This is a genomic window from Ewingella sp. CoE-038-23 (assembly GCF_040419245.1).
Lineage (GTDB): Bacteria > Pseudomonadota > Gammaproteobacteria > Enterobacterales > Enterobacteriaceae > Ewingella > Ewingella allii.
This window is the reverse complement of sequence record NZ_JAZHOH010000001.1, coordinates 269,762-291,477: the sequence shown is the minus strand read 5'-3', so window position 1 is coordinate 291,477 and position 21,716 is coordinate 269,762. Positions and strand designations below refer to the sequence as shown.

The 21,716-nt window shown below is 55.0% G+C and carries 21 protein-coding genes; 3 read left to right on the top strand and 18 right to left on the bottom strand.

Going from position 1 to position 21,716, the window contains the following annotated elements:
- Positions 1–37: 37 nt before the first annotated feature.
- From dagF to V2154_RS01365, 8 genes are all read right to left on the bottom strand, one after another.
- Positions 38–778 carry a 2-dehydro-3-deoxy-phosphogluconate aldolase gene (dagF, locus tag V2154_RS01400; RefSeq protein WP_353500761.1) on the bottom strand — a complete coding sequence of 247 codons (741 nt, stop codon included), beginning with the start codon at positions 776–778 and terminating at the stop codon, positions 38–40.
- Positions 775–1,902: a DgaE family pyridoxal phosphate-dependent ammonia lyase gene (locus V2154_RS01395; RefSeq protein WP_353500760.1), complete on the bottom strand. Its 1,128-nt coding sequence runs from the start codon at positions 1,900–1,902 to the stop codon at positions 775–777. Before V2154_RS01395 ends, dagF begins: the two co-directional genes overlap by 4 nt.
- A complete protein-coding gene (locus tag V2154_RS01390; RefSeq protein WP_353503881.1) occupies positions 1,886–3,025 on the bottom strand; it encodes an amidohydrolase/deacetylase family metallohydrolase in 1,140 nt (379 codons plus the stop codon). The genes V2154_RS01395 and V2154_RS01390 overlap by 17 nt, the downstream gene beginning before the upstream one ends.
- A gap of 120 nt (positions 3,026–3,145) precedes the next feature.
- Positions 3,146–3,793, bottom strand: a complete 648-nt coding sequence (locus tag V2154_RS01385; protein ID WP_034786691.1) for a DUF4310 family protein — start codon at positions 3,791–3,793, stop codon at positions 3,146–3,148.
- A gap of 15 nt (positions 3,794–3,808) precedes the next feature.
- Complete coding sequence (locus V2154_RS01380; protein ID WP_034786690.1) at positions 3,809–4,585, bottom strand: DUF4311 domain-containing protein; 777 nt, start codon at positions 4,583–4,585, stop codon at positions 3,809–3,811.
- A gap of 77 nt (positions 4,586–4,662) precedes the next feature.
- Positions 4,663–4,959 carry a DUF4312 family protein gene (locus tag V2154_RS01375; protein WP_353500759.1) on the bottom strand — a complete coding sequence of 99 codons (297 nt, stop codon included), beginning with the start codon at positions 4,957–4,959 and terminating at the stop codon, positions 4,663–4,665.
- A complete protein-coding gene (locus V2154_RS01370) occupies positions 4,959–5,324 on the bottom strand; it encodes a glycine-rich SFCGS family protein (protein ID WP_034786688.1) in 366 nt (121 codons plus the stop codon). Before V2154_RS01370 ends, V2154_RS01375 begins: the two co-directional genes overlap by 1 nt.
- Positions 5,325–5,363: 39 nt before the next feature.
- Complete coding sequence (locus tag V2154_RS01365; RefSeq protein WP_034786687.1) at positions 5,364–5,711, bottom strand: PRD domain-containing protein; 348 nt, start codon at positions 5,709–5,711, stop codon at positions 5,364–5,366.
- A 410-nt stretch (positions 5,712–6,121) separates the two neighbouring features.
- Here V2154_RS01365 and rnk point away from each other — a divergent pair, with 410 nt between their 5' ends.
- Positions 6,122–6,529, top strand: coding sequence for a nucleoside diphosphate kinase regulator (gene rnk / locus V2154_RS01360; protein ID WP_353500758.1), 408 nt, complete (start codon positions 6,122–6,124; stop codon positions 6,527–6,529).
- Between the two features lie 52 nt (positions 6,530–6,581).
- On the opposite strand, the gene cybC is transcribed toward rnk, so the two are convergent.
- Positions 6,582–6,968 carry a cytochrome b562 gene (gene cybC, locus V2154_RS01355; protein WP_353500757.1) on the bottom strand — a complete coding sequence of 129 codons (387 nt, stop codon included), beginning with the start codon at positions 6,966–6,968 and terminating at the stop codon, positions 6,582–6,584.
- Positions 6,969–7,165: 197 nt separating this feature from the next.
- The gene (gene pmbA / locus V2154_RS01350) at positions 7,166–8,506 is read right to left on the bottom strand and encodes a metalloprotease PmbA (protein ID WP_353500756.1); all 1,341 of its coding nucleotides are present in this window, start codon (positions 8,504–8,506) and stop codon (positions 7,166–7,168) included.
- Positions 8,507–8,710: 204 nt separating this feature from the next.
- Between pmbA and yjgA the strand changes: the two genes are divergently transcribed.
- Complete coding sequence (yjgA, locus tag V2154_RS01345; protein WP_353500755.1) at positions 8,711–9,265, top strand: ribosome biogenesis factor YjgA; 555 nt, start codon at positions 8,711–8,713, stop codon at positions 9,263–9,265.
- 80 nt (positions 9,266–9,345) lie between these two features.
- Here yjgA and V2154_RS01340 read toward each other — a convergent pair whose 3' ends face one another.
- The 6 genes from V2154_RS01340 to aaeX all read right to left on the bottom strand — a co-directional run bounded on the left by V2154_RS01340 (position 9,346) and on the right by aaeX (position 14,914).
- Positions 9,346–9,648 (bottom strand): barstar family protein, encoded by a 303-nt coding sequence (locus tag V2154_RS01340; RefSeq protein ID WP_353500754.1) that lies wholly within the window; start codon positions 9,646–9,648, stop codon positions 9,346–9,348.
- A gap of 5 nt (positions 9,649–9,653) precedes the next feature.
- The gene (locus tag V2154_RS01335; RefSeq protein ID WP_353500753.1) at positions 9,654–10,100 is read right to left on the bottom strand and encodes a ribonuclease domain-containing protein; all 447 of its coding nucleotides are present in this window, start codon (positions 10,098–10,100) and stop codon (positions 9,654–9,656) included.
- Positions 10,101–10,150: 50 nt separating this feature from the next.
- Positions 10,151–11,611 carry an NAD-dependent succinate-semialdehyde dehydrogenase gene (locus V2154_RS01330; RefSeq protein WP_353500752.1) on the bottom strand — a complete coding sequence of 487 codons (1,461 nt, stop codon included), beginning with the start codon at positions 11,609–11,611 and terminating at the stop codon, positions 10,151–10,153.
- 194 nt (positions 11,612–11,805) lie between these two features.
- The gene (gene aaeB / locus V2154_RS01325; RefSeq protein ID WP_353500751.1) at positions 11,806–13,761 is read right to left on the bottom strand and encodes a p-hydroxybenzoic acid efflux pump subunit AaeB; all 1,956 of its coding nucleotides are present in this window, start codon (positions 13,759–13,761) and stop codon (positions 11,806–11,808) included.
- A 6-nt stretch (positions 13,762–13,767) separates the two neighbouring features.
- Complete coding sequence (gene aaeA / locus V2154_RS01320) at positions 13,768–14,703, bottom strand: p-hydroxybenzoic acid efflux pump subunit AaeA (RefSeq protein ID WP_353500750.1); 936 nt, start codon at positions 14,701–14,703, stop codon at positions 13,768–13,770.
- Positions 14,704–14,710: 7 nt separating this feature from the next.
- The gene (gene aaeX, locus V2154_RS01315) at positions 14,711–14,914 is read right to left on the bottom strand and encodes a p-hydroxybenzoic acid efflux pump operon protein AaeX (RefSeq protein ID WP_034786671.1); all 204 of its coding nucleotides are present in this window, start codon (positions 14,912–14,914) and stop codon (positions 14,711–14,713) included.
- A gap of 295 nt (positions 14,915–15,209) precedes the next feature.
- On the opposite strand from aaeX, the gene aaeR reads away from it, so the two are divergent.
- Positions 15,210–16,142, top strand: a complete 933-nt coding sequence (gene aaeR / locus V2154_RS01310) for an HTH-type transcriptional activator AaeR (protein ID WP_034786670.1) — start codon at positions 15,210–15,212, stop codon at positions 16,140–16,142.
- Positions 16,143–16,192: 50 nt separating this feature from the next.
- On the opposite strand, the gene tldD is transcribed toward aaeR, so the two are convergent.
- Together tldD and yhdP are read right to left on the bottom strand one after the other, a co-directional pair.
- A complete protein-coding gene (tldD, locus tag V2154_RS01305; protein WP_353500749.1) occupies positions 16,193–17,638 on the bottom strand; it encodes a metalloprotease TldD in 1,446 nt (481 codons plus the stop codon).
- Between the two features lie 115 nt (positions 17,639–17,753).
- Positions 17,754–21,611, bottom strand: coding sequence for an AsmA2 domain-containing protein YhdP (gene yhdP / locus V2154_RS01300; protein WP_353500748.1), 3,858 nt, complete (start codon positions 21,609–21,611; stop codon positions 17,754–17,756).
- Between the last annotated feature and the right edge of the window lie 105 nt (positions 21,612–21,716).

Below are 21,716 nucleotides of genomic sequence, written 5' to 3'. Positions count from 1 at the left end.
CGAACTGACGGCGCGGATTGGAATACGAGAATAAACCTCAGCTTACGAGCTTTTTGACGCTCGCCAGCAGGGTTCTGACATCGGCCGGACGGGTGTCGCCGCTGGTGCTGTCGATAATCGAGCTATAGATGTGCGGAATGATTTTGCTCACCCCGGCTTCGAGGGCGATCTCCATGATCGGCTCGAAGTTTTCCAGATCGATACCACCGGTCGGCTCCAGCCAGAAATCGTGCTCGGCGCAGGCGCGCGCCACGGCGGCGAACTCATCACGGGTCTTCAGGCCGCCCATCGGGAAGTATTTCACCGAGCTGCCGCCCATGTCTTTGAGCAGCGCAATGGCGGTTTCGACCGGCACGATGGCGTCGGGCTGCGAGGCGCTCAATGGCCCGGTGTTGATTTTAACCCAGCCCACTTTGCCGGTTGGGGAGATCAGGCCGTTAACCACGCTGTCGTTTTGGCCCAGCAGCGCGCGGCTGGTGCCCACGCCGGTGAACACCTGATTGACGTGCTGCGGCTGGACGTGCTGTGAAATCAGGCTGACCATCAGCGACTGGCGCGGATCGCCCGCGCCAAGCCCGACGGACAGGGCATTTTCAATCAGCGACGCGTACTCTTTCATATCCGCCACGGCAGAAGGTACATCGGCATAGTTCTTGGAAAGCACGCCAACCAGCACGTGGCCCTGCGCCGCGTCATAGATGTCGCGGGCGTTGTCTTTGGAGCCTGCCAGCACGTTCAGACACACGCGATCGCGGTAGAAGTTCGGGGTCAGGTTCATGCTTTTGCTCCATCAAAAAGTTGTTTGAAACGTTCAGCGACGATGGCTAACTGCGGCGGAGTCACGCTGCGCACGTCGACTTCAATCTTGCCTTCGTTGGCGCGGTAGCCACGGAAGTACACCGCGATATCGCCCTCTTTCATCGCTTCCACGATGGCTTTGGTTTTCCAACCCAGCACGGCTTCGTCGAACGTGATTTCGGTGCGCGCAATGTCGCGCCCGGCGCTGTCCCACACCACGCGGCCACTCACACCGTTGATTTGGTTCAGGCTGTCGATGAATGGCGTCATCTTGTCCACCATCTCCTGCCCGGTGGTTTTCGGCTGAGTGATGTAACTTTCAATCGCCTGCGTTAAGCCAAGAATGCCCTCTTTACCCACTTTCATCGCGCGGCCAATGCCGCCGGACTGCTGCTTCACCCACTCGACGTACTGGTGCTTGCCCAGCACCAAGCCGCTGGTTGGGCCTTCGATGGCCTTCGCGCCGCTGTAAATCACCAGCGTTGCGCCCATGTTGTAGTAGCAGGTCAGATCTTCTTCAGCGGCGGCATCGACGATCAGCGGGAGGTTGTGCTCCTGCGCCACGGCGGCGGCTTCTTCCACGGAGAGAATGCTTTTCTGCACCGAGTGGTGCGATTTGATGTACATAATCGCGGCGGTGCGCGGCGTAATGCAGGCCGCCAGCTGGGCAGCAGAGCATTCGTTGGCATAACCGGCTTCAACAATTTTACCGCCACCCAGGGTGATCATGGTGCCGACCGGCGCGCCGAAGTTTACATTGTGGCCCTTCGGCAGCACGATGTCGTGCGGCACGTCCAGCGGCGCGGCGTGCAGGTTTTCCAGCAGCCAGGCATTGTCTTTGATAATCACGGCGGCGACGGACTGAGCAATCCCCGCCGAGGCGCAGGACACCACTACCGCGTTTTCAACATCCAGCAGTTTGGCGATGTAAGCCCCGGTTTTATTGACCAAATCCTTCATTTCGAAGTAGTGATTCAGACCAGTATTCACCACGTCAGCCACTTCCGGGCGCGGGGTAGACACGCCCAGCGCGGTCATACGACCTGAAGCATTAATGACCTGTTTTAGCTTATATTTTTCGTAGAGATCAGCATTGGAAGACATGATTTGATTTCCCTTCATCAGTTAATAGGGTGACGCCAGCGACCACGGCGGCCAGTGGGATCAGATGGTGTTCGCCGGTCACTGACTGGCCTTCGGAGTCGAGAAAGACTTTCGGCGCGTGTTGGATCTCAAACAGCGTCAGGTCAGCGTCGGCACCGACTTCGAGGCGTCCTTTTGACGGCAGGCGAAGCGCGTCGGCGGCGTTACAGGTGACACAATCAATCACCTGTTCTAACGTCATGCCGACGGTAAAGAACTTGGACATCACCGCAGCCAGGCTGTGGACCGGGCCGTTGACGCGGTTGCGGCAGTAAATATCGGAGCTGATGGTGTGCGGCAAAATGCCTTGCTGAATGGCCAACTGGGCCACTTCAAAGCTAAAGCTGGCGCTGCCGTGGCCGACGTCGAGACGCACGCCGCGGCTCAGGGCGCGTTTAATCGAATCTCGCAGCACGCCCTCTGGCGATAAAATGCGGTTGGGTTTGCCGTTATAGCAGTGGGTGATGATGTCGCCCGAAGTGAGTAAATCGGCGATTTCATCCAGATTTGGCGGGTTATTGCCAATGTGCACCATCAGCGGCAGGTCGTCGTTTTCCTGCTGAATTTCTTTGGCGCGGATCAGCGGCTTAATGCCGTTTTTGCCCACTACGCTGCTGCTCATGCGAGCTTTGATACCAATGATGAAGCCGGGGTTGCGGGCAATGGATTCGCGCACGCCCACTTTGTCGATTTGCTCCATGTCCGCCAGCTCGTTTTGGGTCACGATGCCGGTACGGGCGATATTGAGGAAAGCAAAGACGTTGGTTTTGGCCTGGCGGGTCAGCTGGTAGAAGTCATCGACGTCGTTCGCGCCGGTGCTGCCTGCATCAATAACCGTGGTGACGCCGCTGGCGACGCCGACTAAATCCGGCTCGTCGTGATAAATCGGCGATTTGCTATAACAGTGAACATGAGAGTCGATCCACCCGGCGCTGGCGAAAACCTTGCCCTGTAGTTCGAGAATCCGTTTGGCGCTGACGCTGGAATCCAGCTGGCCGATGGCGGCGATTTTACCGTCGTGAATTGCAATATCCGTCAAGCTGCCGTCTGAGCTTTTTGCCTGTCGGATTATCAGGTCATACAACATACGCCATTCTCCGTAAACGCAGGGCAGTCACAGTGGCCACCCGCCCCGTTCTGTCCTGCTTTTAGGCGTCAGCGGCGAGCCGCCGACGCCTGATTTAACTCGTTTTATTGCTTTCTACTACAGCGATACTGGGAAAATTGCACCGAGGATCATCGCGCCTAAAATTGCGCCGCCGGTGATCGGTTTCTGCCAGATATAGAACACCAGCGCGCCGAGCAATGACCCCAGACCGATGGGGATTGAAGCCGCCATGGCGGAGAGGATAATCAACGGGCCGAGGAAGCGGCCTGAGGCGTTACCCGCGCCCATCATGACGTCTGCGCCATAGGTCGAGTTACTCTGGTTGATGGTAAATTTACGCGCCAGAATGATGATGTAACCCACCGCCAGCCCCAGAATCAGGCCAGTCACCAGAGACGCCGCGAAGTTCGCCACCGGGAACACGATGCCAGCACCCAGCAGAATCGCCGGAACCCCTAGCCCAATACCCGTCTGGATAGCGCCGCCGATATCAAGAATACCGACCAGCGAACCTTCGATAATACGGGCGAACAAGAAGCTCGCGCCGAAGGCCGCTACTGCGCCATACACCCCGGTATCCATGCCGGAACGCAGCATTGAGACGAAGGCGACTTCGTTAAAAGCACCGATGCCGTACAGGTAGTACATGTGCGTACCGGCAAATACCCCGGAGGAGAGTAATCCGACGAAGATCGGGAACGACCACTCGGCGTACCAAAAACCACTTTTGGCTTGTTCTTCCATTGTCATAATCCCCTGTTACTTGCCGCTAAGAGAGTTGTGAATGCCGTTCAACCATGCCGGAACATCCAACATGAAGGACTGCAGCAATTTCACATCGAAACCGCGGAAGAACCCGCTGAGCACGAACAGCGCAATAATTGCCGCCATCATCACCTTAGTCACATGGTTCCAGCCGCCCTCTTCGACGCCTTTACCAATCAAGATACCCAGTACCAGACCCGGCACGGCGTTACCCATGATCATCTGCGCCAAACCACCGAAGATGGTGGCCCAGAAGCCGGAGCGGCGGCCTGCGTCAATCGCAGCCAGCCAGAAGATCACTGGCATGACGGTGTTGACCAACAGGTTAGCAGCGGGCACCAGCACTTTCACCGCAGTAACCTGCAAGGCTGCCGGTACGGCGGAGGCGGTGGTGTTAAGGAACGCGACGACAATCATGCCGATAACAGCACCGGCGATGGCCATCTTGCGCGGATCGTGCAGGGTTTCAGACACGTTGCGGTTTTTCACCATCAACGAGGCGGCTGCCCAGTGAGGAATAATGCGGTGGTCGACGTCTTGTGTGAAGGAACCTGCAGCGACAGAAGATGCCCAGGCGTTGAAGAAGAAGCCTAAACCGAAAGAGAAATGCGAAGCTGGATCGCCTTCACAGGAATTTAATTCCCCAAGAGTACGAAAAGCCCCCATCCCTTGCACGCTTGGCGCGTGAAACATACGTGCAGCACCTGCACCTACGCCCACGCCGACCAATCCGCCGATAATAAGCGACTTAAATAAAATAATTAAAAACATCAGTATATCCTTGTCATTTATAGCTAACGTTTTTAGAGCCTTGCACCAAGAAATAATATTCTTGACTCAATGGCTCCTTATTTAGTGACAAAAACTACCTTGTCAGTCTCTATTGCCGTCATATTGACGGTAATATCGAGCACTACGTAATAACTCTTCCTTTCTCTGGCCAGAAAAAAGAACAGGAACTTTTCCTTTCTTACCGTCTCTTCTGCGGTGATCACCTTGACGTCCTGCGGTTCAATTCGCAGCAAGATATTATTCGTAGATTTAAGAACGGTTCTTTGCACCTGACTCAGCGCGGCAGAAAAGGCGGCGGCCTTATTTTCGCCTTTTCCTTCAACCCGAACAGTGGTGGTTAATTGTTGTTTCATTACGGCTGGCCGAATTTCTTGATATAAGCTTCAACCAGGCGTTGACCCAGCTCTTCTTTATCCATAAATCCGAAACCTAATACATTACAGCCTTCGTTAATTGCAGTTACGCCTTCATCCACAGAGCGCATTCCATATTTTGCTTTATATCCGTATTTGGTTTGCGCAGTAATTGCGCCCGCGCCGCCACTGCCGCAGAAAGAGATGCCGAAGGTGGCATTTTCTGCTTTCATCACGTCGCCTAATTTCATGTCAGCGGCCACGCCCGGCACCACGATAGCCTTGCCACCTGCGGCTTCTACGCCCGCTGCAACTTTCTGGCCTTTCCCTAAACGGTCGCCGATAACAACGGTAATTTGTCCCATGAGTTCTTTCTCCAGATAAATTGAGTAAAATTTAAATTGTTAAGAATTATTGTCTTTTGCGACTTCAAAATGTACCGAGAGTAAATAAGCCTCTTCGATAGGTAAATTACCGAACAGGTCGACAACCCGCTCCGCCATTCGCATTGACTCCGCAGAAATTTCGTCAAACAGCTCTTTTTCCACCTCGGGTAATGGCTCACCGGTAATAGAGCGTAATACCATTGCCTTAACGTGCGAGGCTAACATCTGCTGCTGGACATCATTGGTATAGATATTTTCGGCGTTCAACATAACCTGAATATCTTTTAACACTTTCTCTGTGGTTGCTTCTGCGTCTTCCAAACCAATTTGCCCTGCCGTATTAACAGATGCGGTTCCGTTATTCACTCGCGGTTACCCCTCTCCTTGCCGTGCAATGCTAAAAAAGCGCGTTTATTTCATCTGTCTTTACCCTAACCCCGCGGGCATTTCCTGTGTAGATGGTTTTTTTCCAGTTCAAAGTGGAAATGCAGTGACCTAAGCGGATCACATTCTCAAAACTGGGATTAATCTGGGGATACGACTATCAGACGGCGAGGGTTCAGGGTATTTCACTGCTTAACGGAGTTTTAGTAGTGACGAATGAAAGGATAGCCCTTCCATTTTGCGCTATCTCTGCCTAGTATCAGATGAGAAATTCGAAAAACGCCAACACCCCTGCGCTAGTGCGCGGGGGTGTTGCTTTTTGACAATCGGCAACCATGCCACCCAACACCATCGCTCGCGATGGCGACTCAGAAGGAAATAGGAATAATGCTATGAGCAAACCGACCCTGACCATCAACGAGCTGGATGCAGAACGTTTAGATTCCTTACTGGCGAAGCCTGCTTACGCAAGCAGCCCGGTGGCAGAGGCATTAAACGAAGAACTGGATCGCGCTGAAATCCTGCCGCCGCAGGAGATGCCTGCCGACGTCGTGACGATGAACAGTAAGGTACGCTTCACGGAAGGCAACGAAGGGGAAGAACATGTTCGCACGCTGGTTTTCCCGGCGGCGTTAAAAGATACCGATGAGCAGCTGTCCGTGATGGCGCCGCTAGGTGCGGCACTGCTGGGCCTGCGCGTGGGTAGTAGCATCACGTGGACGATGCCCAATGGCAAAGAGAGCCTGGTTAAAGTGCTAGAGTTGCTGTATCAGCCGGAAGCAGCCGGAGAGTACCGCTAAGTACCGCTAGTCAGCGTCACGCCCTCCCGATGACCGGGAGGGCGTATAAATCTTATCTGAACTTCTTATGGTTCTCGTCACGAATCGCTTTGAAGCCTTGCGCTTCCTTCTTCGCGTCATCCAGTTTGCCAGCCTTCGCCAATGCAGAGGCTTTGTCGATACCGGCCACTAAATCATCCATGCCTTTTTTGTAATCCTGAATCTCTGGGCTGTTGGCCGCTTTCCCTTCCAGTTTTGGCGGGGTTGCGTTTTTAGCGTCCAGCGCGGCGGCTTTCATGTTCGCCAGGCTCGCTTCGAAATCCTGTGCATTGCTGGCTTTCAGCGCTTTGCCGTAGTTATCGGCGATAGTGTCCATGTTGGTGCCGACATCCGCCGCCAGAACCATAGAACTGCTTCCAAGTAGGGCAACGGCAACCATTGCTATCAAATGTTTACGCATTTTCGGGTCATCCATCTAGGTTAATAGAAATTTATAATTTTGTTAAAAAACGACATTACTTATTCAGCAATGACAAAATAAATGGGCGAAGGAAAAAGTGGCAGAGCTTTTTTGTAAATAAGTAATGTCTGAGCGGAAAAGGATAAAAAAAACGCAGCGATCGGGCGATCGCTGCGCGGATAACGCGAAGAAAACGATTATTCGCCGGCGATTTTCATCTCTGGCAGCAGCACGGAGCCACACTGAATATTGCTGCGCGTTTCGATGTCGCTGCCAATACTCACCATGTTGCGCCACATGTCTTTCAGATTGCCAGCGATGGTTATTTCGCTAACCGGATACTGAATTTCACCGTTTTCCACCCAGAAGCCCGCCGCGCCGCGCGAGTAGTCGCCGGTCACGCCGCTGACGCCCTGGCCCATCAGCTCAGTTACGACTAAGCCTTTGCCCATTTTGCGCAGCATAGCGGCGAAGTCATCGCCCTGCCCGGCAATGCGCCAGTTGTGGATGCCGCCCGCGTGGCCGGTGGTTTGCAGGCCGAGCTTGCGCGCCGAGTAGCAGGTCATCAGCCAGCTTTGCAGCACGCCGTCTTTGACGATGTCACGCCGCTGGGTGCGCACGCCTTCGCTGTCGAACGGCGTAGAAGCCAAGCCTTGCAGCAGGTGCGGATGCTCTTCAATCGTCAGCCACTCCGGCAGAATCTGCTTGCCCAGACTGTCGAGCAAGAAAGAGGATTTACGGTAGATGCTGCCGCCGCTGATAGCGCCGACCAAGTGGCCGAACAGGCCGGTCGCTACTTCAGAGGCGAACAGCACCGGGGCTTTCATCGTTGGCAATTTACGCGGAGAGAGGCGCGACAGCGTGCGGCGTGCGCACTCGGCACCCACCCATTCAGGATTCGCCAAATCACTCATTTTACGCGCGATGGTATAGGCGTAATCGCGCTCCATGTCGCCATCGTGCTCGGCAATCACCGAGGCGGAAATCGAGTGGCGCGTCGAGCAGTAGCTCTGCAACATGCCGTGGCTGTTGCCGAAGACGCGAATGCCGTAATGGCTGTTGAAGCTGCCGCCTTCGCTATTAGTGATGCGCTTATCGGCGGCTAATGCGGCCTGCTCGGCGCGGGCTGCCAGCTCAATGCCACGATCGGCGTCTAATTCGGTTGGGTGGAACAGGTCCAAATCCGGCGCATCAAAAGCCAGCATCTCTTTATCGGCGACGCCCGCGAAGGGGTCAGGAGACGTGAAGCGGGCGATGTCCAGCGCGGCCTGCACGGTGCGAGAAATGGCATCTGAGCTGAGATCGGTAGATGACGCGCTGCCTTTACGATTCTGATAATAGACGGTAATGCCTAACGCGCCGTCGCTGTTGAATTCGACGTTCTCAACATCACCAAAGCGGGTGCTTACCCCAATGCCGGTGGTCTTGCTGACCGCGACTTCAGCACCGTCTGAACCGGCTTTCGCTAATTCGAGGGCCTGAGCTACGGCCTGTTCCAGTGTCTTACGCTGTTCTGCAACTTGATTGACTACGTTCATCAGCCTGCCATCACTTATGAGAAAAAAGAGGTTACGTTGTCTTTGAGTCTAACAGAGACGCCCCATTATTTCGCACCCGACACGCTAGGAAGCGGCTTAATATGCAACAGAACGTGGAGGTAAACCCCATAACCATGCATAATGCCGCCAAGCAATAAAGCACAATGAAAAATGATAGGAAAACCTCCCAAGGAGGAAGCACTCATGACAAAGAAAATTGACGACTGGCTGGATGACGTTCCCGAGAGCAACGAGAACGAAGAAGATGATGAAATCATCTGGGTCAGCAAAAGTGAAATTAAACGCGACGCCGAAGCCCTGAAAGATTTGGGTCAAGAGATGGTCGATTTAGGCAAGAACTCGCTGGACAAGCTGCCGCTAGATGATGATCTGCGCGCCGCCATCGATTTAGCCCAGAAGATCAAGAAAGAAGGCCGCCGCCGTCAGCTACAGCTGATTGGTAAAATGCTGCGTTCCCGCGATGTTGATCCTATCACCACCGCGCTGGATAAGCTGAAAAACCGCCACAACCAGCAGGTTTCCCTGTTCCACAAACTGGAACAGCTGCGTGACCGTCTGGTGGAAGATGGCGACGACGCGATCCCGCCGGTGCTGGAGCTTTATCCAGAGGCCGATCGCCAGCAGCTGCGCGCGCTTATCCGTAACGCACAAAAAGAAAAGGCAGCCAATAAGCCGCCGAAATCTTACCGCCAGATTTTCCAATATCTGCGCGAGCTGGCCGAAGCCAAAGACCTGTAAGTCTTTTCAGCCATCAGCAGTAGCCACCGCGAGTCACCGGGTGGCTGCTACTTTTCACTCTCTCCCGCCTACTCTTTCGCTTACTCTTTAGCTTTACCCGTCGCTGCCGCCGCTTTCTCTTGCACGTTAAAACGCAGCTCGCCGTCCAGCTCCTCTTCCGCCTCTTCAAACAGCAGAATCAGTGCGCCAAAACGCCGTTTACGGCTGGCATTCAGATGGGCAAAATCAATTTCAACGGGCAGCGTAATGCCTCCCGTCACCTCATCCCAGAGTGCGTCAAGATTGGCACCAAAGCTCTCGCTCAGACCAAATTGTCGGGAAAACTCGCTATAAAACGCGGGCAAATCGGGAATATGATTAAAATCGAAGACCACTTTATTCATCGATGTCACTCCACCCGAACAAATTGTTTATAGTGATCGCGGCTGACGTAAATCAGGCCATCGCTGGCGAACAGCACGCGGTCGGCGCCGCGCCGCCCGCAGCGATAGTTGATATCCGCCTCGCGCCACACGCGTTTATAAGCATTAGGCAGGCGCCCTTCACGGTTTGAGAACCTGTCGCCGCCTATCGCCTTACCCGGTAAGACCTGACACAGATTGCCCGCGCGGGCGTCCCATCCCGCATCACGTGCCTGCCGTTTAGTCACGTAATAGTCGGGCAACCGATGATTCTGCCGCAAATAGCTCACCACGGTTTGCTCCGAGGTCAACCCAGCCAGCGTATCAGAGGATTGTTTCGCCAAAACGACAGACGAGAACGGCCCCGCCAACAGCCCGAGGCACAAACTTATCCAAACGCTGCGCTGACGCAGCCCTTTCAATCGATTCATCATTGCCCTGTTTATACTCATTCAGATTACTGATTCAGCATTTTAGTATGTCTCTACAAATTACCTAAATGTAAGGTTTTCACCTGTAAATATTCTTCCAGACCTAACACCGAACCTTCTCGGCCCAGCCCGGACTCTTTCACCCCGCCAAACGGCGCGACTTCGGTAGAAAGCGCAGATTCGTTAATCCCAATCATGCCACTTTCAATCGCTTCGGCAACGCGGAATACGCGCTGCAAGTTTTGAGTATAGAAGTATGCCGCCAGGCCAAACGGCGTGGCGTTGGCGCGCTCGATAACCTCTTCTTCGGTTTTGAAGCGGAAACAGGCCGCCAGCGGGCCGAAGGTTTCATCTGCCGCCACTTTCATGTCGTCGTTGGCGTCGGCAATCACCGTTGGCTGATAGAAGTTGCCGCCCAGTTCGTGGCGCTGACCACCGACCACCAGACGACCGCCCTTCTCCAGCGCGTCTTTGACGTGGTCTTCAACCTTCTCTAACCCTTTGATATCAATCAGCGGGCCGACAATCACGCCGTCGTCCATGCCGTTACCGACTTTCAGCTTGCGCACTTCTTCCGCCAGCGCCGTGACGAACTTGTCGTAGACACCGTCCTGCACGTAAATACGGTTAATGCACACGCAAACCTGCCCGCTGTTGCGGAATTTGCAGCTCACCGCGCCTTTCACCGCGGCATCAAGGTCGGCGTCGTCAAACACGATATAGGGCGCGTTTCCGCCCAGCTCCATCGACACTTTCTTCATGGTGTCGGCGCTGTTGCGCACCAGCGTTTTACCCACTTCGGTCGAGCCGGTGAAGGAGATTTTACGCACCTCGTTGCTGGCCATGATGGCGTCGCTGATAGCATGCGTATCACCGGCCACGCCGTTGATCACGCCGTCGGGAACGCCCGCCAGGTGTGCCAACTCCAGCAGCGCGAAGGCTGACAGCGGCGTGTTGTTGGCAGGTTTAATCAAGCCGGTACAGCCCGCGGCCAGCGCGGGGCCGAGTTTGCGGGTCAGCATCGCCAGCGGGAAGTTCCACGGCGTGATGGCCGCGACCACGCCAATCGGCTCGCGGGTCGCAAAGATGCGTGAACCCTCTTTCACTGGCGGGATGATCTCGCCGTTGGCGCGCTTGGCCTCTTCGCTAAACCATTGCAGGTAGCTGGCGGCGTACTCCACTTCGCCCAAGGCCTCTTTCAGCGGCTTACCCTGCTCGGCCACCATCAGCTCGCCGAGGAACTGTTTGTTTTCAATCATCAGTTCATACCAGCGGTGCAAAATCTCAGAGCGCGCCTTGCCGGTTTTTTTGCGCCATGCCGGCAGTGCGTCACTGGCGGCTTTGATGGCCGCGTTGGTTTCCGCTTTGCCTGCTTTGGCGACTTTCGCCACCACGTCGCCAGTGGCTGGGTTTAACACATCAAAAGTTTCTTTGGCTTCTTGCCATTTGCCGCCCACATAAAACCCGGTTTTAAACAGTTTGTGAGAAGTGAGTTTCTGTTGATTGGCTGACATAAAGGTTGTCTCTCCTGCTAATAAACATCGTTCGAAAACAACGACGTAAGAATGTAAGTTTCAGTCTTGAATCGCTTAAGTATAGCGGCTAATACGGACTGCGGGCTTCAGACCGCACATCATGTCCATGCGGCATAAGGAAAAAAAAAGCCGGAGCATTAAAGGCCCCGGCATGATTTACGCGAGTCTGACCGTTAGGCCAGAAAGGCGTGCTGGTACTTGTGCAGCATATCGGCGAGTCGTTTGACCGGCTCTGTCACCTTGAGCGGCGCGTCGTGTTCCACTAGCTTTTGCTGATACTCATTCAGCTCGGACAACAGCCGCTGATAGTAGTAAGTTCGCTTGCCTTCGCCCGACGACACCACGTGGTCGGCGGTATTACGGATTTTCTTGTGGAAGGCAGATAGCTCTTCGCTGACAGGGATCTCCGCCATTTTCATTCGCTGGTGCGCGATGATCAGCATCAGCGCCAGACGGTATTTATCAATGTCATTCGGGAACATTACCAGCAGCTGATTCAACTGATGGTAAAGCGCCGGAAGGTGGTTCTCACGACGGCGATACGCCTTGGTGGTTAAGGCCGACACCGCGCTGCTCATAAATCGGTTCAGCAGTGTGCGCCCGGTTTTGTCGCGCGATTTATCGCGAATTAGCAGCAGCACCACCAGCGCAATAATGGTACCAATCGCCTGGCCCGTTGCATTGTCGAGAAATGCGCTTACGTTAAATTTCATTGGGTTACTGAGCACCAGCACGTTGATAGTACCCGCCAATAGCCCCAGCATACCCAGACGACGCTTCTGCACTTCAATCCCAATGAAGAAGGTCAAAATCCCCAGACAAAGGCAGAGCAAGAACAGGCTCTGCTGGGTGGCGGGCATGATGAGCATGAAGTAAATGGAGCCAACCGGGATTGCCAGCAGCATGCCGACCACGAAGTCTATCGCCATGCCTTTCGGATTTGGAGTGCGCATCGCCAATGAGGTCACTACCGCAATGATCACTACGCAACCACTCGCCGAGGTCCAGCCGGTCCATAGCCACAGCAGGCAGCCCGCCGCGCTGGCGACAAAGGTGCGAATGCCGTTAATCAGCGCGTGGTGGCGCTCGGCGGAGGCTGGCCTGACTTCCACCTCGGTATTGAGCAAATCGGCTTCCAGATTGCTAATGCTGCTATTGGTATGAATGCCCTTAATCAGCAGCAGCGCGCGCGTCCCGGCTCCAATCCAGCTGGTGACGGTGAGCAAAATATCTTTGCTATGGGAGGAAGAAACCGCCAAACGCAGCTGTTTCATCCGCCGACGCACTTCCAGCGGCGTCTCTGCCGGTTCGGCAAACAGCGCTTTGATCTCAGGCGTCACCCGGTCAGGGGAGTTTTGCAAAATAAGATAGGTTTCGCAGGCCTGCGTAATCAAACTCAGCGAGGTGCTGTGCAACGCTTTCAACCGCCGGTTGCAACGCTGCCAGCGCGAAGACTCCATCATTAGGCTGTTACGCATGCCGTTAAGCGCGGTAGTGCTCTTGATAAGATTGCCCCACGACTTGTCAACATCCTCTTTATCACCACGATTAATACACAGCCGCATCAGCGCGAACTGGTCTAGCAGCAGTTGGCTAACCGCCCGGTCAATGTCGGTTTTGATCGAGCGCGGGGAAAACAGCAGGTCGGCCACGATGGCGCAGCAAATACCAATCACGATTTCACTACAGCGCTCGACGGCAAACTGCGGCGTCTGCAAAGGGGTGGCGGCGGAAGTCACTACGATAATTAGCGCCGTATATCCCGCCAGCCCGAGCGCATAGGAGTTCTCGACGCGAACCAGCGAGGACCACCAGGTACAGACCCCAGCCCAGATGCAGCATAAAAGCAGCATCACTACCGGGGCACGCGCCGTGGCGATAACAATGACTAACGCCGCGATACAGCCGAAAAAGGTACCGATAACGCGAAGGAAGCCACGGTGGCGAATGGCACCGGCGAAGGGTTCTCCGCCCGCCGCCATCGCCGGGCCGGAGGTGACGATCGCCGCGGTCATCGCAGCCCAGCGCGGGGTTTCCAGCTGCATATAGAAGCCGAGAACCAACGCGCCGAGAATGGCGAAAGTCAGCTTGCAGGCGAACCTGATACGCGGGATCAGTATGCTATTCATCGCCGATTAACCGAACTCACGCAGACGGTGCAACATTCTGGAGAATGGCGACTGGTGCTCATGTTTGATATCGTGATCGCCGGTGATCACCACCGTTGCGGTGGTCCCTGCCGGGTACGGGTGTTGCTGGTCAACATCATCAAGCACGATTTTCACCGGCACGCGCTGTGCAAGACGTACCCATTCCAAATTACTGTCTACCGTCGCCAGCCCGTTGGCTGCCGCAGAAGACGAGCTGTTAGTGACCGCCGCCGCGACGCTGTCCACGGAACCATGCATGATGCGATTGCTGCCCAGCGGGGTAATTTCGGCGCGGTCGCCTTTTTTCAGGCCAGAAAGCTTGGTTTCTTCCAGATAAGCCAGAATATAGAAGGTGTTTTTCTTCACCAGCGCGACGGCGGTCGAACCGCGATTAATGTAGTTCCCCGGATGCACGTTGAGGTTAGTCACCCAGCCGTCAGCCGGAGCCGTCACTACGGTACGCTGCAAATCAAGCACCGCGAGGTCACGTGCGGCCTGAGATTTTGCCAACTGGTGTTGAACCGTTTGCAGGACGTTATTGGCCTGATCGATCTCTTCTTGCGACATCGCCTGCACGCCCAGCTTCACGCGGCGGCCTGCTTCGCGTTTTTTCTCCGCGACCAGCGCCTGATAGTAGGCAACGTCGGCATTGGCTTCGTCCAGCGCCTGTTGGTAACGCGGCTGGTCTATTTTGAACAGCGTCTGGCCTTTTTTGACTAACTGGTTATCCACCACGGGAACATCCGTCACCAAGCCGGTGACGTCCGGCGCGATAGAAACCACGTCGGCGGTAAATTTGGCGTCACGGGTCCAAGGGGATTCAGTATAGAACGCCCATGCCCGGAAAATTGCGATGGCAGCAAGAACCACAAGGATTAACGTTATTAAGTAACGTATTATTTTTATAGAGAAATTTTTCACGACACCCTCAGATGAAGAAGCAGGAAATCAGGTAGAACAGACAGCAGTACATCGCTGTGTTAAATAACGCCGGATGCCAGACAAAGTCATAAATTCCGGTGGGTTGTAATAGGCGTCGTAGCAGGAAAAACAGCACTAACGCCAACAGTACTTCGAAGAACACCGGAGGAAACGACAATCCGAAAATCACCATTACCGGAAGCAAACTCATTCAAAAATCCTTAGTTTATAGTCACGGGCTTTCGTCTCGTGGCGTTACTCTCACCAGAAGGCCCCGTCGCAACACGCCCGAGCTTTATCATTATTTTAGGCAATACAACTGCATTCTGAGAGCCAGAATGAGTTAAAAAGAGACAATGGGTTTGCCAGAAAAGTGTGCGAAGGTAAGCATTATGTTGCCAGCGAGCGCCGAACCCGAGGTATTCACCCGAGCAAGTATATTAGCGTGCTTATTATCAAGTAATCAACGTTCTGTGATCACAATCACTTTTAAGCCAGAGTTAACAATGGAACGATTAAAAAGAATGTCGGTTTATGCTCAAGTGGTCGAAAGCGGCTCGTTTACTGCCGCCGCTCGCCGCCTTGAGATGAGTGTTTCCGCAATCAGCCAGACGATCTCAAAACTAGAAAATGACTTACAAGTCAAACTGTTGAACAGAAGCACGCGCAGCCTGAGCCTCACCGAAGCCGGTAAGATTTACTATCAAGGCTGTATGAAAATGCTGCTGGATGTACGCGAAGTACACGAGCAATTATATGCCTTTAACAACACGCCGACCGGCACGTTGCGCATCGGCAGTTCGTCGACAATGGCACAAAACGTTCTTGCCGCCATGACTGCCGAGATGCTGATTGAGTACCCTGGCCTGAAAGTGAATCTGGTCACCGGCATCCCGGCGCCTGATCTGATTGCCGACGGCCTCGACGTGGTGATCCGCGTGGGAAAACTGCAGGATTCGAGCCTGTTCTCCAAAAGGCTTGGCTCCATGCCGATGATCGTCTGCGCCGCGCGCAGCTATCTCAGCCAGCACGGTAAGCCAGAAAAACCGGCAGACATGGTGAATTTCTCATGGATTGAATACAGCGTGCGGCCCGACAGCGAGTTTGAGCTGATCGCGCCAGAAGGCATTACCACGCGCATCAACCCACAGGGGCGCTTCGTCACCAACGACTCGCAAACCTTAACGCGCTGGCTGAAAGCCGGGGTGGGCATCGCCTATGTGCCACTAATGTGGGTAATCAATGAGATTAACTCCGGCGAGCTGGAAATTTTATTCGGCAATTATCAGTCGGACCCGCGCCCGGTCTACGCGTTGTACACTGAAAAGGACAAAATGCCGCTGAAAGTGCAGGTGTGCATCAACTACCTGACCGAGTACTTCAAAGAGGTGGGGAAAGTCTATCAGGGCTATCGGCAAGGCAAGCTCGGGCCGAAATAGCATAAAAAAAGGGAACCCGCGGGTTCCCTTTCTATTATTATCTCGAAGGCTTAGGCGCTGCCGCCGACGGTGATGTTGTCGAGTTTCAGAGTCGGCTGGCCTACGCCCACTGGCAGGCTCTGACCCTCTTTGCCACAGACGCCGACGCCTTTATCCAGCGCCAGATCGTTGCCGACCATGGAGATCTGCTGCATCGCTTCAATACCCGAGCCAATCAGCGTCGCGCCTTTCACCGGCTTGGTGATACGGCCTTTTTCAATCAGGTAAGCTTCGGTGGTGGAGAACACAAATTTGCCCGAGGTGATATCCACCTGGCCGCCGCCAAAGTTAGGGGCATACAGGCCGAACTCCACGCTACTGATGATCTCTTCCGGCGTAGACTGGCCGCCCAGCAGATAAGTGTTGGTCATGCGCGGCATCGGCAGGTGAGCATAAGACTCGCGACGGCCGTTACCGGTCGGCGCAACGCCCATCAGGCGCGCGTTCAGCTTGTCCTGCATGTAACCCTTTAGCACGCCATTTTCGATCAATACGTTGTATTGGCCCGGCACGCCTTCGTCATCAATCGCCAGTGAACCACGGCGGCCCGGCATGGTGCCGTCATCCACCACGGTACAGAGTTCAGACGCCACCAGTTGGCCCATCTGCCCACTGAACATAGACGTGCCGCGACGGTTGAAATCGCCCTCTAAGCCATGGCCTACGGCTTCGTGCAGAAGCACGCCCGGCCAGCCTGCGCCAAGCACTACCGGCATACCACCGGCAGGGGCGGCTACCGCGTTGAGGTTCAGCAAGGCCATGCGCACCGCGTCGCGGGCGTAGGCTTCGGCGCGCACTTCGCCATTCACGGTTTCAAGAAAATAGTCATAGCCAAAACGACCGCCGCCGCCGCTAGAGCCGCGCTCACGACGCCCGTCATCTTCAACCAATACGCTGACCGACAGGCGCACCAGCGGGCGAATGTCCGCCGCCAGAGTGCCGTCGGTGGCGGCGACTAATACGCTTTCGTAAACGCCGGTAATGCTGGCGCTGACTTCCTGCACGCGCTTGTCTGTGGCGCGGGCAACACGGTCAACGCGATGTAATAACTCAATTTTTTCTTCGCGAGACAGGCTCTGAAGTGGGTCAAGGATCGGGTATAGCGCCTGATAGCCAATTTCACCCAGCGTGTGGGTTTTGCCATTGCCCTGCTCACGCACGATGCTGCGCGCGGCGGTGGCACTCTGCTGCAAGGCATTCAGGGTAATTTGGTCAGCGTAGGCAAAGCCGGTCTTCTCACCACTGACCGCGCGCACGCCAACACCCTGATCAATGTTGTAAGAGCCATCTTTGATAATGCTGTCTTCAATCACCCAGGCTTCGTGGAAACTGGATTGGAAAAAGAGATCGGCGTAATCGAGACGGCGTTCAGACAGTTGACCTAATACAGCGAACAGGTCTTGATGACTCAGATTGTTAGCGGTTAGTAACCGCTCACTGACTAATGCCAGACTCATAGATTCTCACTCTCTTTGGGGATGAATTGTCGCGGCATGAACTGTGATTCGTTAGCCGCCAAACAATTCTATCGTAACACGGGTTTTAAACAGCCTAACACAGCGCGTTCAGCACTCAAGGTGCGGCAGACTCTTTTGCAGGTCGCGGTTGGCGCAGCACTTCATTAATTTTTGGATCCGCAATGGTGCCGTCGATATGGTAACGGATTAACGAAATCTTATTCCACAGCGGCGCCAATACCTTACTGGCGGCAAACACCGCCGCGCCGACGATTGGGTTGATAGCAAAGGCCGTGGCGACCCCGACGGTGGCAGAGATTTCAGGAGCGATCACCGCTTCCATATTTAGCCGCTGATTGACTAAATCGACGCTGCCGTTCATGGCGATATCCGCCGCCAACCCGTCAACCAGCAGGTCCTCGGTATGCAGCGTGCCGTCTTTGATCCAGGCGTTTGAGCGGATAGAGTCAAAGTAGAAGCCTTTGCCGAAGGTGTCACTGAAATCGAGTTGCAGCTTACGCAGCAGGGCGTCGAAGCTGACCAGACGCAGCAATTGCCCGGCGCGGCCGCCGCCTAAATCCACGATTTCACCTTTGCCAAGGTCAGTTTTCAGGGTGCCATTCAGGGTTTTCAGATCTGGCTTCCACGGAATAGATTTCCAGTGCAAATCAAAGTCGATGTTGAAAGGCGCACCGCGCAGTGGGGTAGTGACGCCGAAGAAGGAGGTCGCGGCTTCAATATCTTTGCCCGACAGTTTGCCTTTCAGGCCGGTAGATTCAACGCTGCCGTTCTGCTTCCAGTCGCCCTGCACGTCTAAACGCACCGAGCCGGTATCAATCAGGCCGTTGCGCAGCGCCAGCTGATCGCCACTCGGCGTGATATCAGCATTCACCTTGCGGAAGCTCTGCCCGAGGAACCAGCAGTCTTCACAGCGCAGAAGCAGTGCCGGCCATTTGGCGAAGGAAATTTTGTCATCGGCAAAAGGATTCTGGCCTGACTTACCGCCGCTGGCCGCATCAGCGACCGTCCACTGCGGGTTGAAATAGAGGTAGCGGATATTGGCTTGCCACGGACCACGGTCATTCATCGCCAGCGTGCCGTCGATCTCTTTGCCTTTCGCCGTGATGTTCATGCCATTGCTGGCCTGAGTCGAGCTAATCAGTAGGTCATTCCAGACCTGACCGCCTAATTTGAGCTTCGGCGTGGTCAGCGTCACTTCATGTGGGAAGCCAAAAGAAGCGGCGGTATTGGCCGCTTTCTTCGCGCCTTTGGCACTCTTCTGCACTGGCGCTTTCGGGGCGTTATCTGGCGACATCAGCTCCAGCCAGCTCTCGCCATCCAGCTCAGGCAGGTGCAACGTCAGGCTGCTGGTCGCTGGCAGCGGCGGGGTTTTCTGGGCATTCATCTGCCAGGAGGCGCGATCCAGCTGTAGCTGCTTGCCCAGCAGCCAGCGGCTGTTGAAACGGTCTTTGCCGCCCAGCACGCCATTCATTTCAAAACTCTTCAGCCCGCCTTTGGCATTTACCGCCAGTGGCAGACTGCGGCCCGGCTTCTTGTCGAGCGGGCTAGGTAAGTGACTACTTACACTCTTCAGGTCGGTAGTTACGCCGATACTGTAATTTGGCTCACCCTTATGAGGGAGTGAAATATCCACCGTCCCTTTCCAGGGTGCGCTGCCGCTGAGTTTGCTGGCGACAGCATCCGGCATCCCGGTGATTTTGCCCAGTTCCCAGTTGCCGTCAAGACCGACATTAATTTGATAATTATCAGTAAGTTCGTGCGTGCTAAACTGCACGTTCAGAGGTTGCCCGAACCAGTTGGCGGTGAGCAAACTACTCTGCAAGTTGCCGTTGTCGTAGGTGAACTGGCCACTGAGGTGCTCAATGGTACTTTCCAGCGGTTTGATAAACAGGCTGTTGTCATTGAGCGTCACGCCGCCGGTGGCGCGAACTTCTTCGCCATCCAGCGGGATATCAAGGTGTAAGCGACCACTCACATTGCCGCCAATCTGCAGCTCATCTAGGGCCGCGCCGAGGGAGTCCTTCAGCGGCGTGTCCTTAAAATAGTCACCAATGTCTTTGCCGGTACCTGAAATGTCGGAGTCGATGAACAGCTTCTCTTTCAGATAATCAGGGATGTTGGCGACCACGTTATTGCCGTCAGCATTACCCAATTTGGTGTGCTCGGCTTTCATGAACAGGCCGTCATTGAGGAAATCGAGGTCGATATCCAAATTGGTCAAGGCTGGCCACTCAGGCTGGAACTGGAAGGTGGCGTTACGCAGCGGCACCCACACTTCAAACTGCCCTTCATGCTTTTTAAACGGGAAGTCGTGCGGATTGCCGTTGAAGGTCAGCGTGGCGTTATCCACCTGCCCGGCCTGAATCGCCTCGCTGAGATAATCCGTCAGATGTTTGCCCATCAGCGGCTCAGGGAAGTAGCGCCACGCCTGCCCTGCATCATACAGACGAATGCCGCCGAGAATTTTTAGCCACGGCTCGCCGTGCTCCGGCTGGTTATAGTGGAAGCCGCCTTTGGCCCACAGGCCGTTGGCTTTGACATCCAGGCTCTTCGACCACAGCGCCCAGCCCTCTTGGCTATAGCTCCAATCGACGGTGCCCTGCGCCGCGCTGATCTCCAGCGGCGCGCGGAACATCTCACCATACGGCAGTAGGCTGTCTTGCAAATTGACCGTCAGTTGGCCGTGCTGCACGCTGCCGCTCAGCTGGCCGCTAAAGTGATTCACGCCCGGCAGTAGCTGCCAGCGATCCCAGCTGAGATCGCGCCATTTGGCGGCAAAGCGCGTGTGGTCGGTCTGCTTAAGAGGAATATCTAACGACAGCTGGTCGATTAAGCCTTTTGGCTGGATATCCTGCCAACGCTCGAGCAATTCTGGCGTCAGGAAGGAGAAGGTTGGGATAATCGGCCCAAGGCGCTCTAACTGAAGCTTGGTGGCTCTCAGGCGAAGTTCATCCCCCTGCGAAGCCCCTAAAAACTCATTGTTTTCCGGCAGATACAGCGCGCTGATTTGGCCCTTCGGCCAGGCCACGCCGTCAGTTTTCAAGTTGAGCTGCTGGGCATCGACCTGCCAGCCATTGCCCTGTCGGCTGCCGTGCAGCGTCAGGTTCTCAACGTCTAACCGATGCTCCTGCCCCGCGCTGCTCCAGGTCGCCGCGCCGTTTTTCACCCAAGCGTCACCGGCGTAGATGTCGCCGCCGCGCACGGTCAGCCAGGCGGCGAGGCTGAAGTCAGCACTTTCCAGCCCGGTGTTGCTGCGCAGCCAGCGGCTAAACCAAGGCTTCATGTCGATATCGTCGGCCTGAAGATAGATTTTTCCGTTGTTGAGCAAACCGTCGTTGTCGTTAAGGTCCATGCGCACCTGCACCACGCCATGCTGGCCGTTGAAGGTCGACAGGCTGATCAGCCCCTCGGCGCGGTGGCGGTTACGGCTGTTCAGCCAGCGCAGCTGCGGCACGGTGATTTCGGCGCGCTGCCCGGCTGGGGTCATAAAGGAGATATGGCTGTCGCGCAGGTCGAAATGGTCGACCTGCTTGAGGAAGATGTCGCTGATGCGGTTAGCCTCGAAACCTTTACCGTCGTTGGTTTTATTACCAAAAGTGGCGTTGGTATCAAGGTCAAGATTGTAGAAAGTCAGGTCGCGGAACTGCCAGCGGAAATGCAGCAGCGATTGCCAGACATCCAGCGCCAGAGTCACGCGCTCGGCTTTCACCGAGGTGTCTGGTAGGGTCACGCTAAGGTTTTTTAACTCAAGAGTCGGGCCAAAGGTTTTCCAGCTGCCGCTGATTTGGTCCAGTTCGATAGGCACGCCGGTCACAGACTCGATTTTGCTGACCAGCTGATCCTGAAAACGGTGAAGCTGAGGCAAAGCCAGACGCAAGCCACTGATTGCCAACGCAACAATCACGATAATTGTTGCGCAGGTAGTTAACAGTATCCCCGGCAGTCGCCTCAAACTTCTCTCCTTGTTTCCATTCCGCAGGCATGTTGGCCCCGGACTACAATGGAAATTTAATAAATTTACCCATAATCAATGATTTATGTTGCGGCCTATGCCGCC

Excerpts from the sequence above, each read along its gene's own strand:
- dagF (WP_353500761.1), bottom strand. The coding sequence starts at position 778 with ATGAACCTGACCCCGAACTTCTACCGCGATCGCGTGTGTCTGAACGTG.
- V2154_RS01395 (WP_353500760.1), bottom strand. The coding sequence starts at position 1,902 with ATGTCTTCCAATGCTGATCTCTACGAAAAATATAAGCTAAAACAGGTC.
- V2154_RS01385 (WP_034786691.1), bottom strand. The coding sequence starts at position 3,793 with ATGGAAGAACAAGCCAAAAGTGGTTTTTGGTACGCCGAGTGGTCGTTC.
- V2154_RS01380 (WP_034786690.1), bottom strand. The coding sequence starts at position 4,585 with ATGTTTTTAATTATTTTATTTAAGTCGCTTATTATCGGCGGATTGGTC.
- V2154_RS01375 (WP_353500759.1), bottom strand. The coding sequence starts at position 4,959 with ATGAAACAACAATTAACCACCACTGTTCGGGTTGAAGGAAAAGGCGAA.
- V2154_RS01370 (WP_034786688.1), bottom strand. The coding sequence starts at position 5,324 with ATGGGACAAATTACCGTTGTTATCGGCGACCGTTTAGGGAAAGGCCAG.
- rnk (WP_353500758.1), top strand. The coding sequence starts at position 6,122 with ATGAGCAAACCGACCCTGACCATCAACGAGCTGGATGCAGAACGTTTA.
- cybC (WP_353500757.1), bottom strand. The coding sequence starts at position 6,968 with ATGCGTAAACATTTGATAGCAATGGTTGCCGTTGCCCTACTTGGAAGC.
- pmbA (WP_353500756.1), bottom strand. The coding sequence starts at position 8,506 with ATGAACGTAGTCAATCAAGTTGCAGAACAGCGTAAGACACTGGAACAG.
- yjgA (WP_353500755.1), top strand. The coding sequence starts at position 8,711 with ATGACAAAGAAAATTGACGACTGGCTGGATGACGTTCCCGAGAGCAAC.
- V2154_RS01340 (WP_353500754.1), bottom strand. The coding sequence starts at position 9,648 with ATGAATAAAGTGGTCTTCGATTTTAATCATATTCCCGATTTGCCCGCG.
- V2154_RS01335 (WP_353500753.1), bottom strand. The coding sequence starts at position 10,100 with ATGATGAATCGATTGAAAGGGCTGCGTCAGCGCAGCGTTTGGATAAGT.
- V2154_RS01330 (WP_353500752.1), bottom strand. The coding sequence starts at position 11,611 with ATGTCAGCCAATCAACAGAAACTCACTTCTCACAAACTGTTTAAAACC.
- aaeB (WP_353500751.1), bottom strand. The coding sequence starts at position 13,761 with ATGAATAGCATACTGATCCCGCGTATCAGGTTCGCCTGCAAGCTGACT.
- aaeX (WP_034786671.1), bottom strand. The coding sequence starts at position 14,914 with ATGAGTTTGCTTCCGGTAATGGTGATTTTCGGATTGTCGTTTCCTCCG.
- aaeR (WP_034786670.1), top strand. The coding sequence starts at position 15,210 with ATGGAACGATTAAAAAGAATGTCGGTTTATGCTCAAGTGGTCGAAAGC.
- tldD (WP_353500749.1), bottom strand. The coding sequence starts at position 17,638 with ATGAGTCTGGCATTAGTCAGTGAGCGGTTACTAACCGCTAACAATCTG.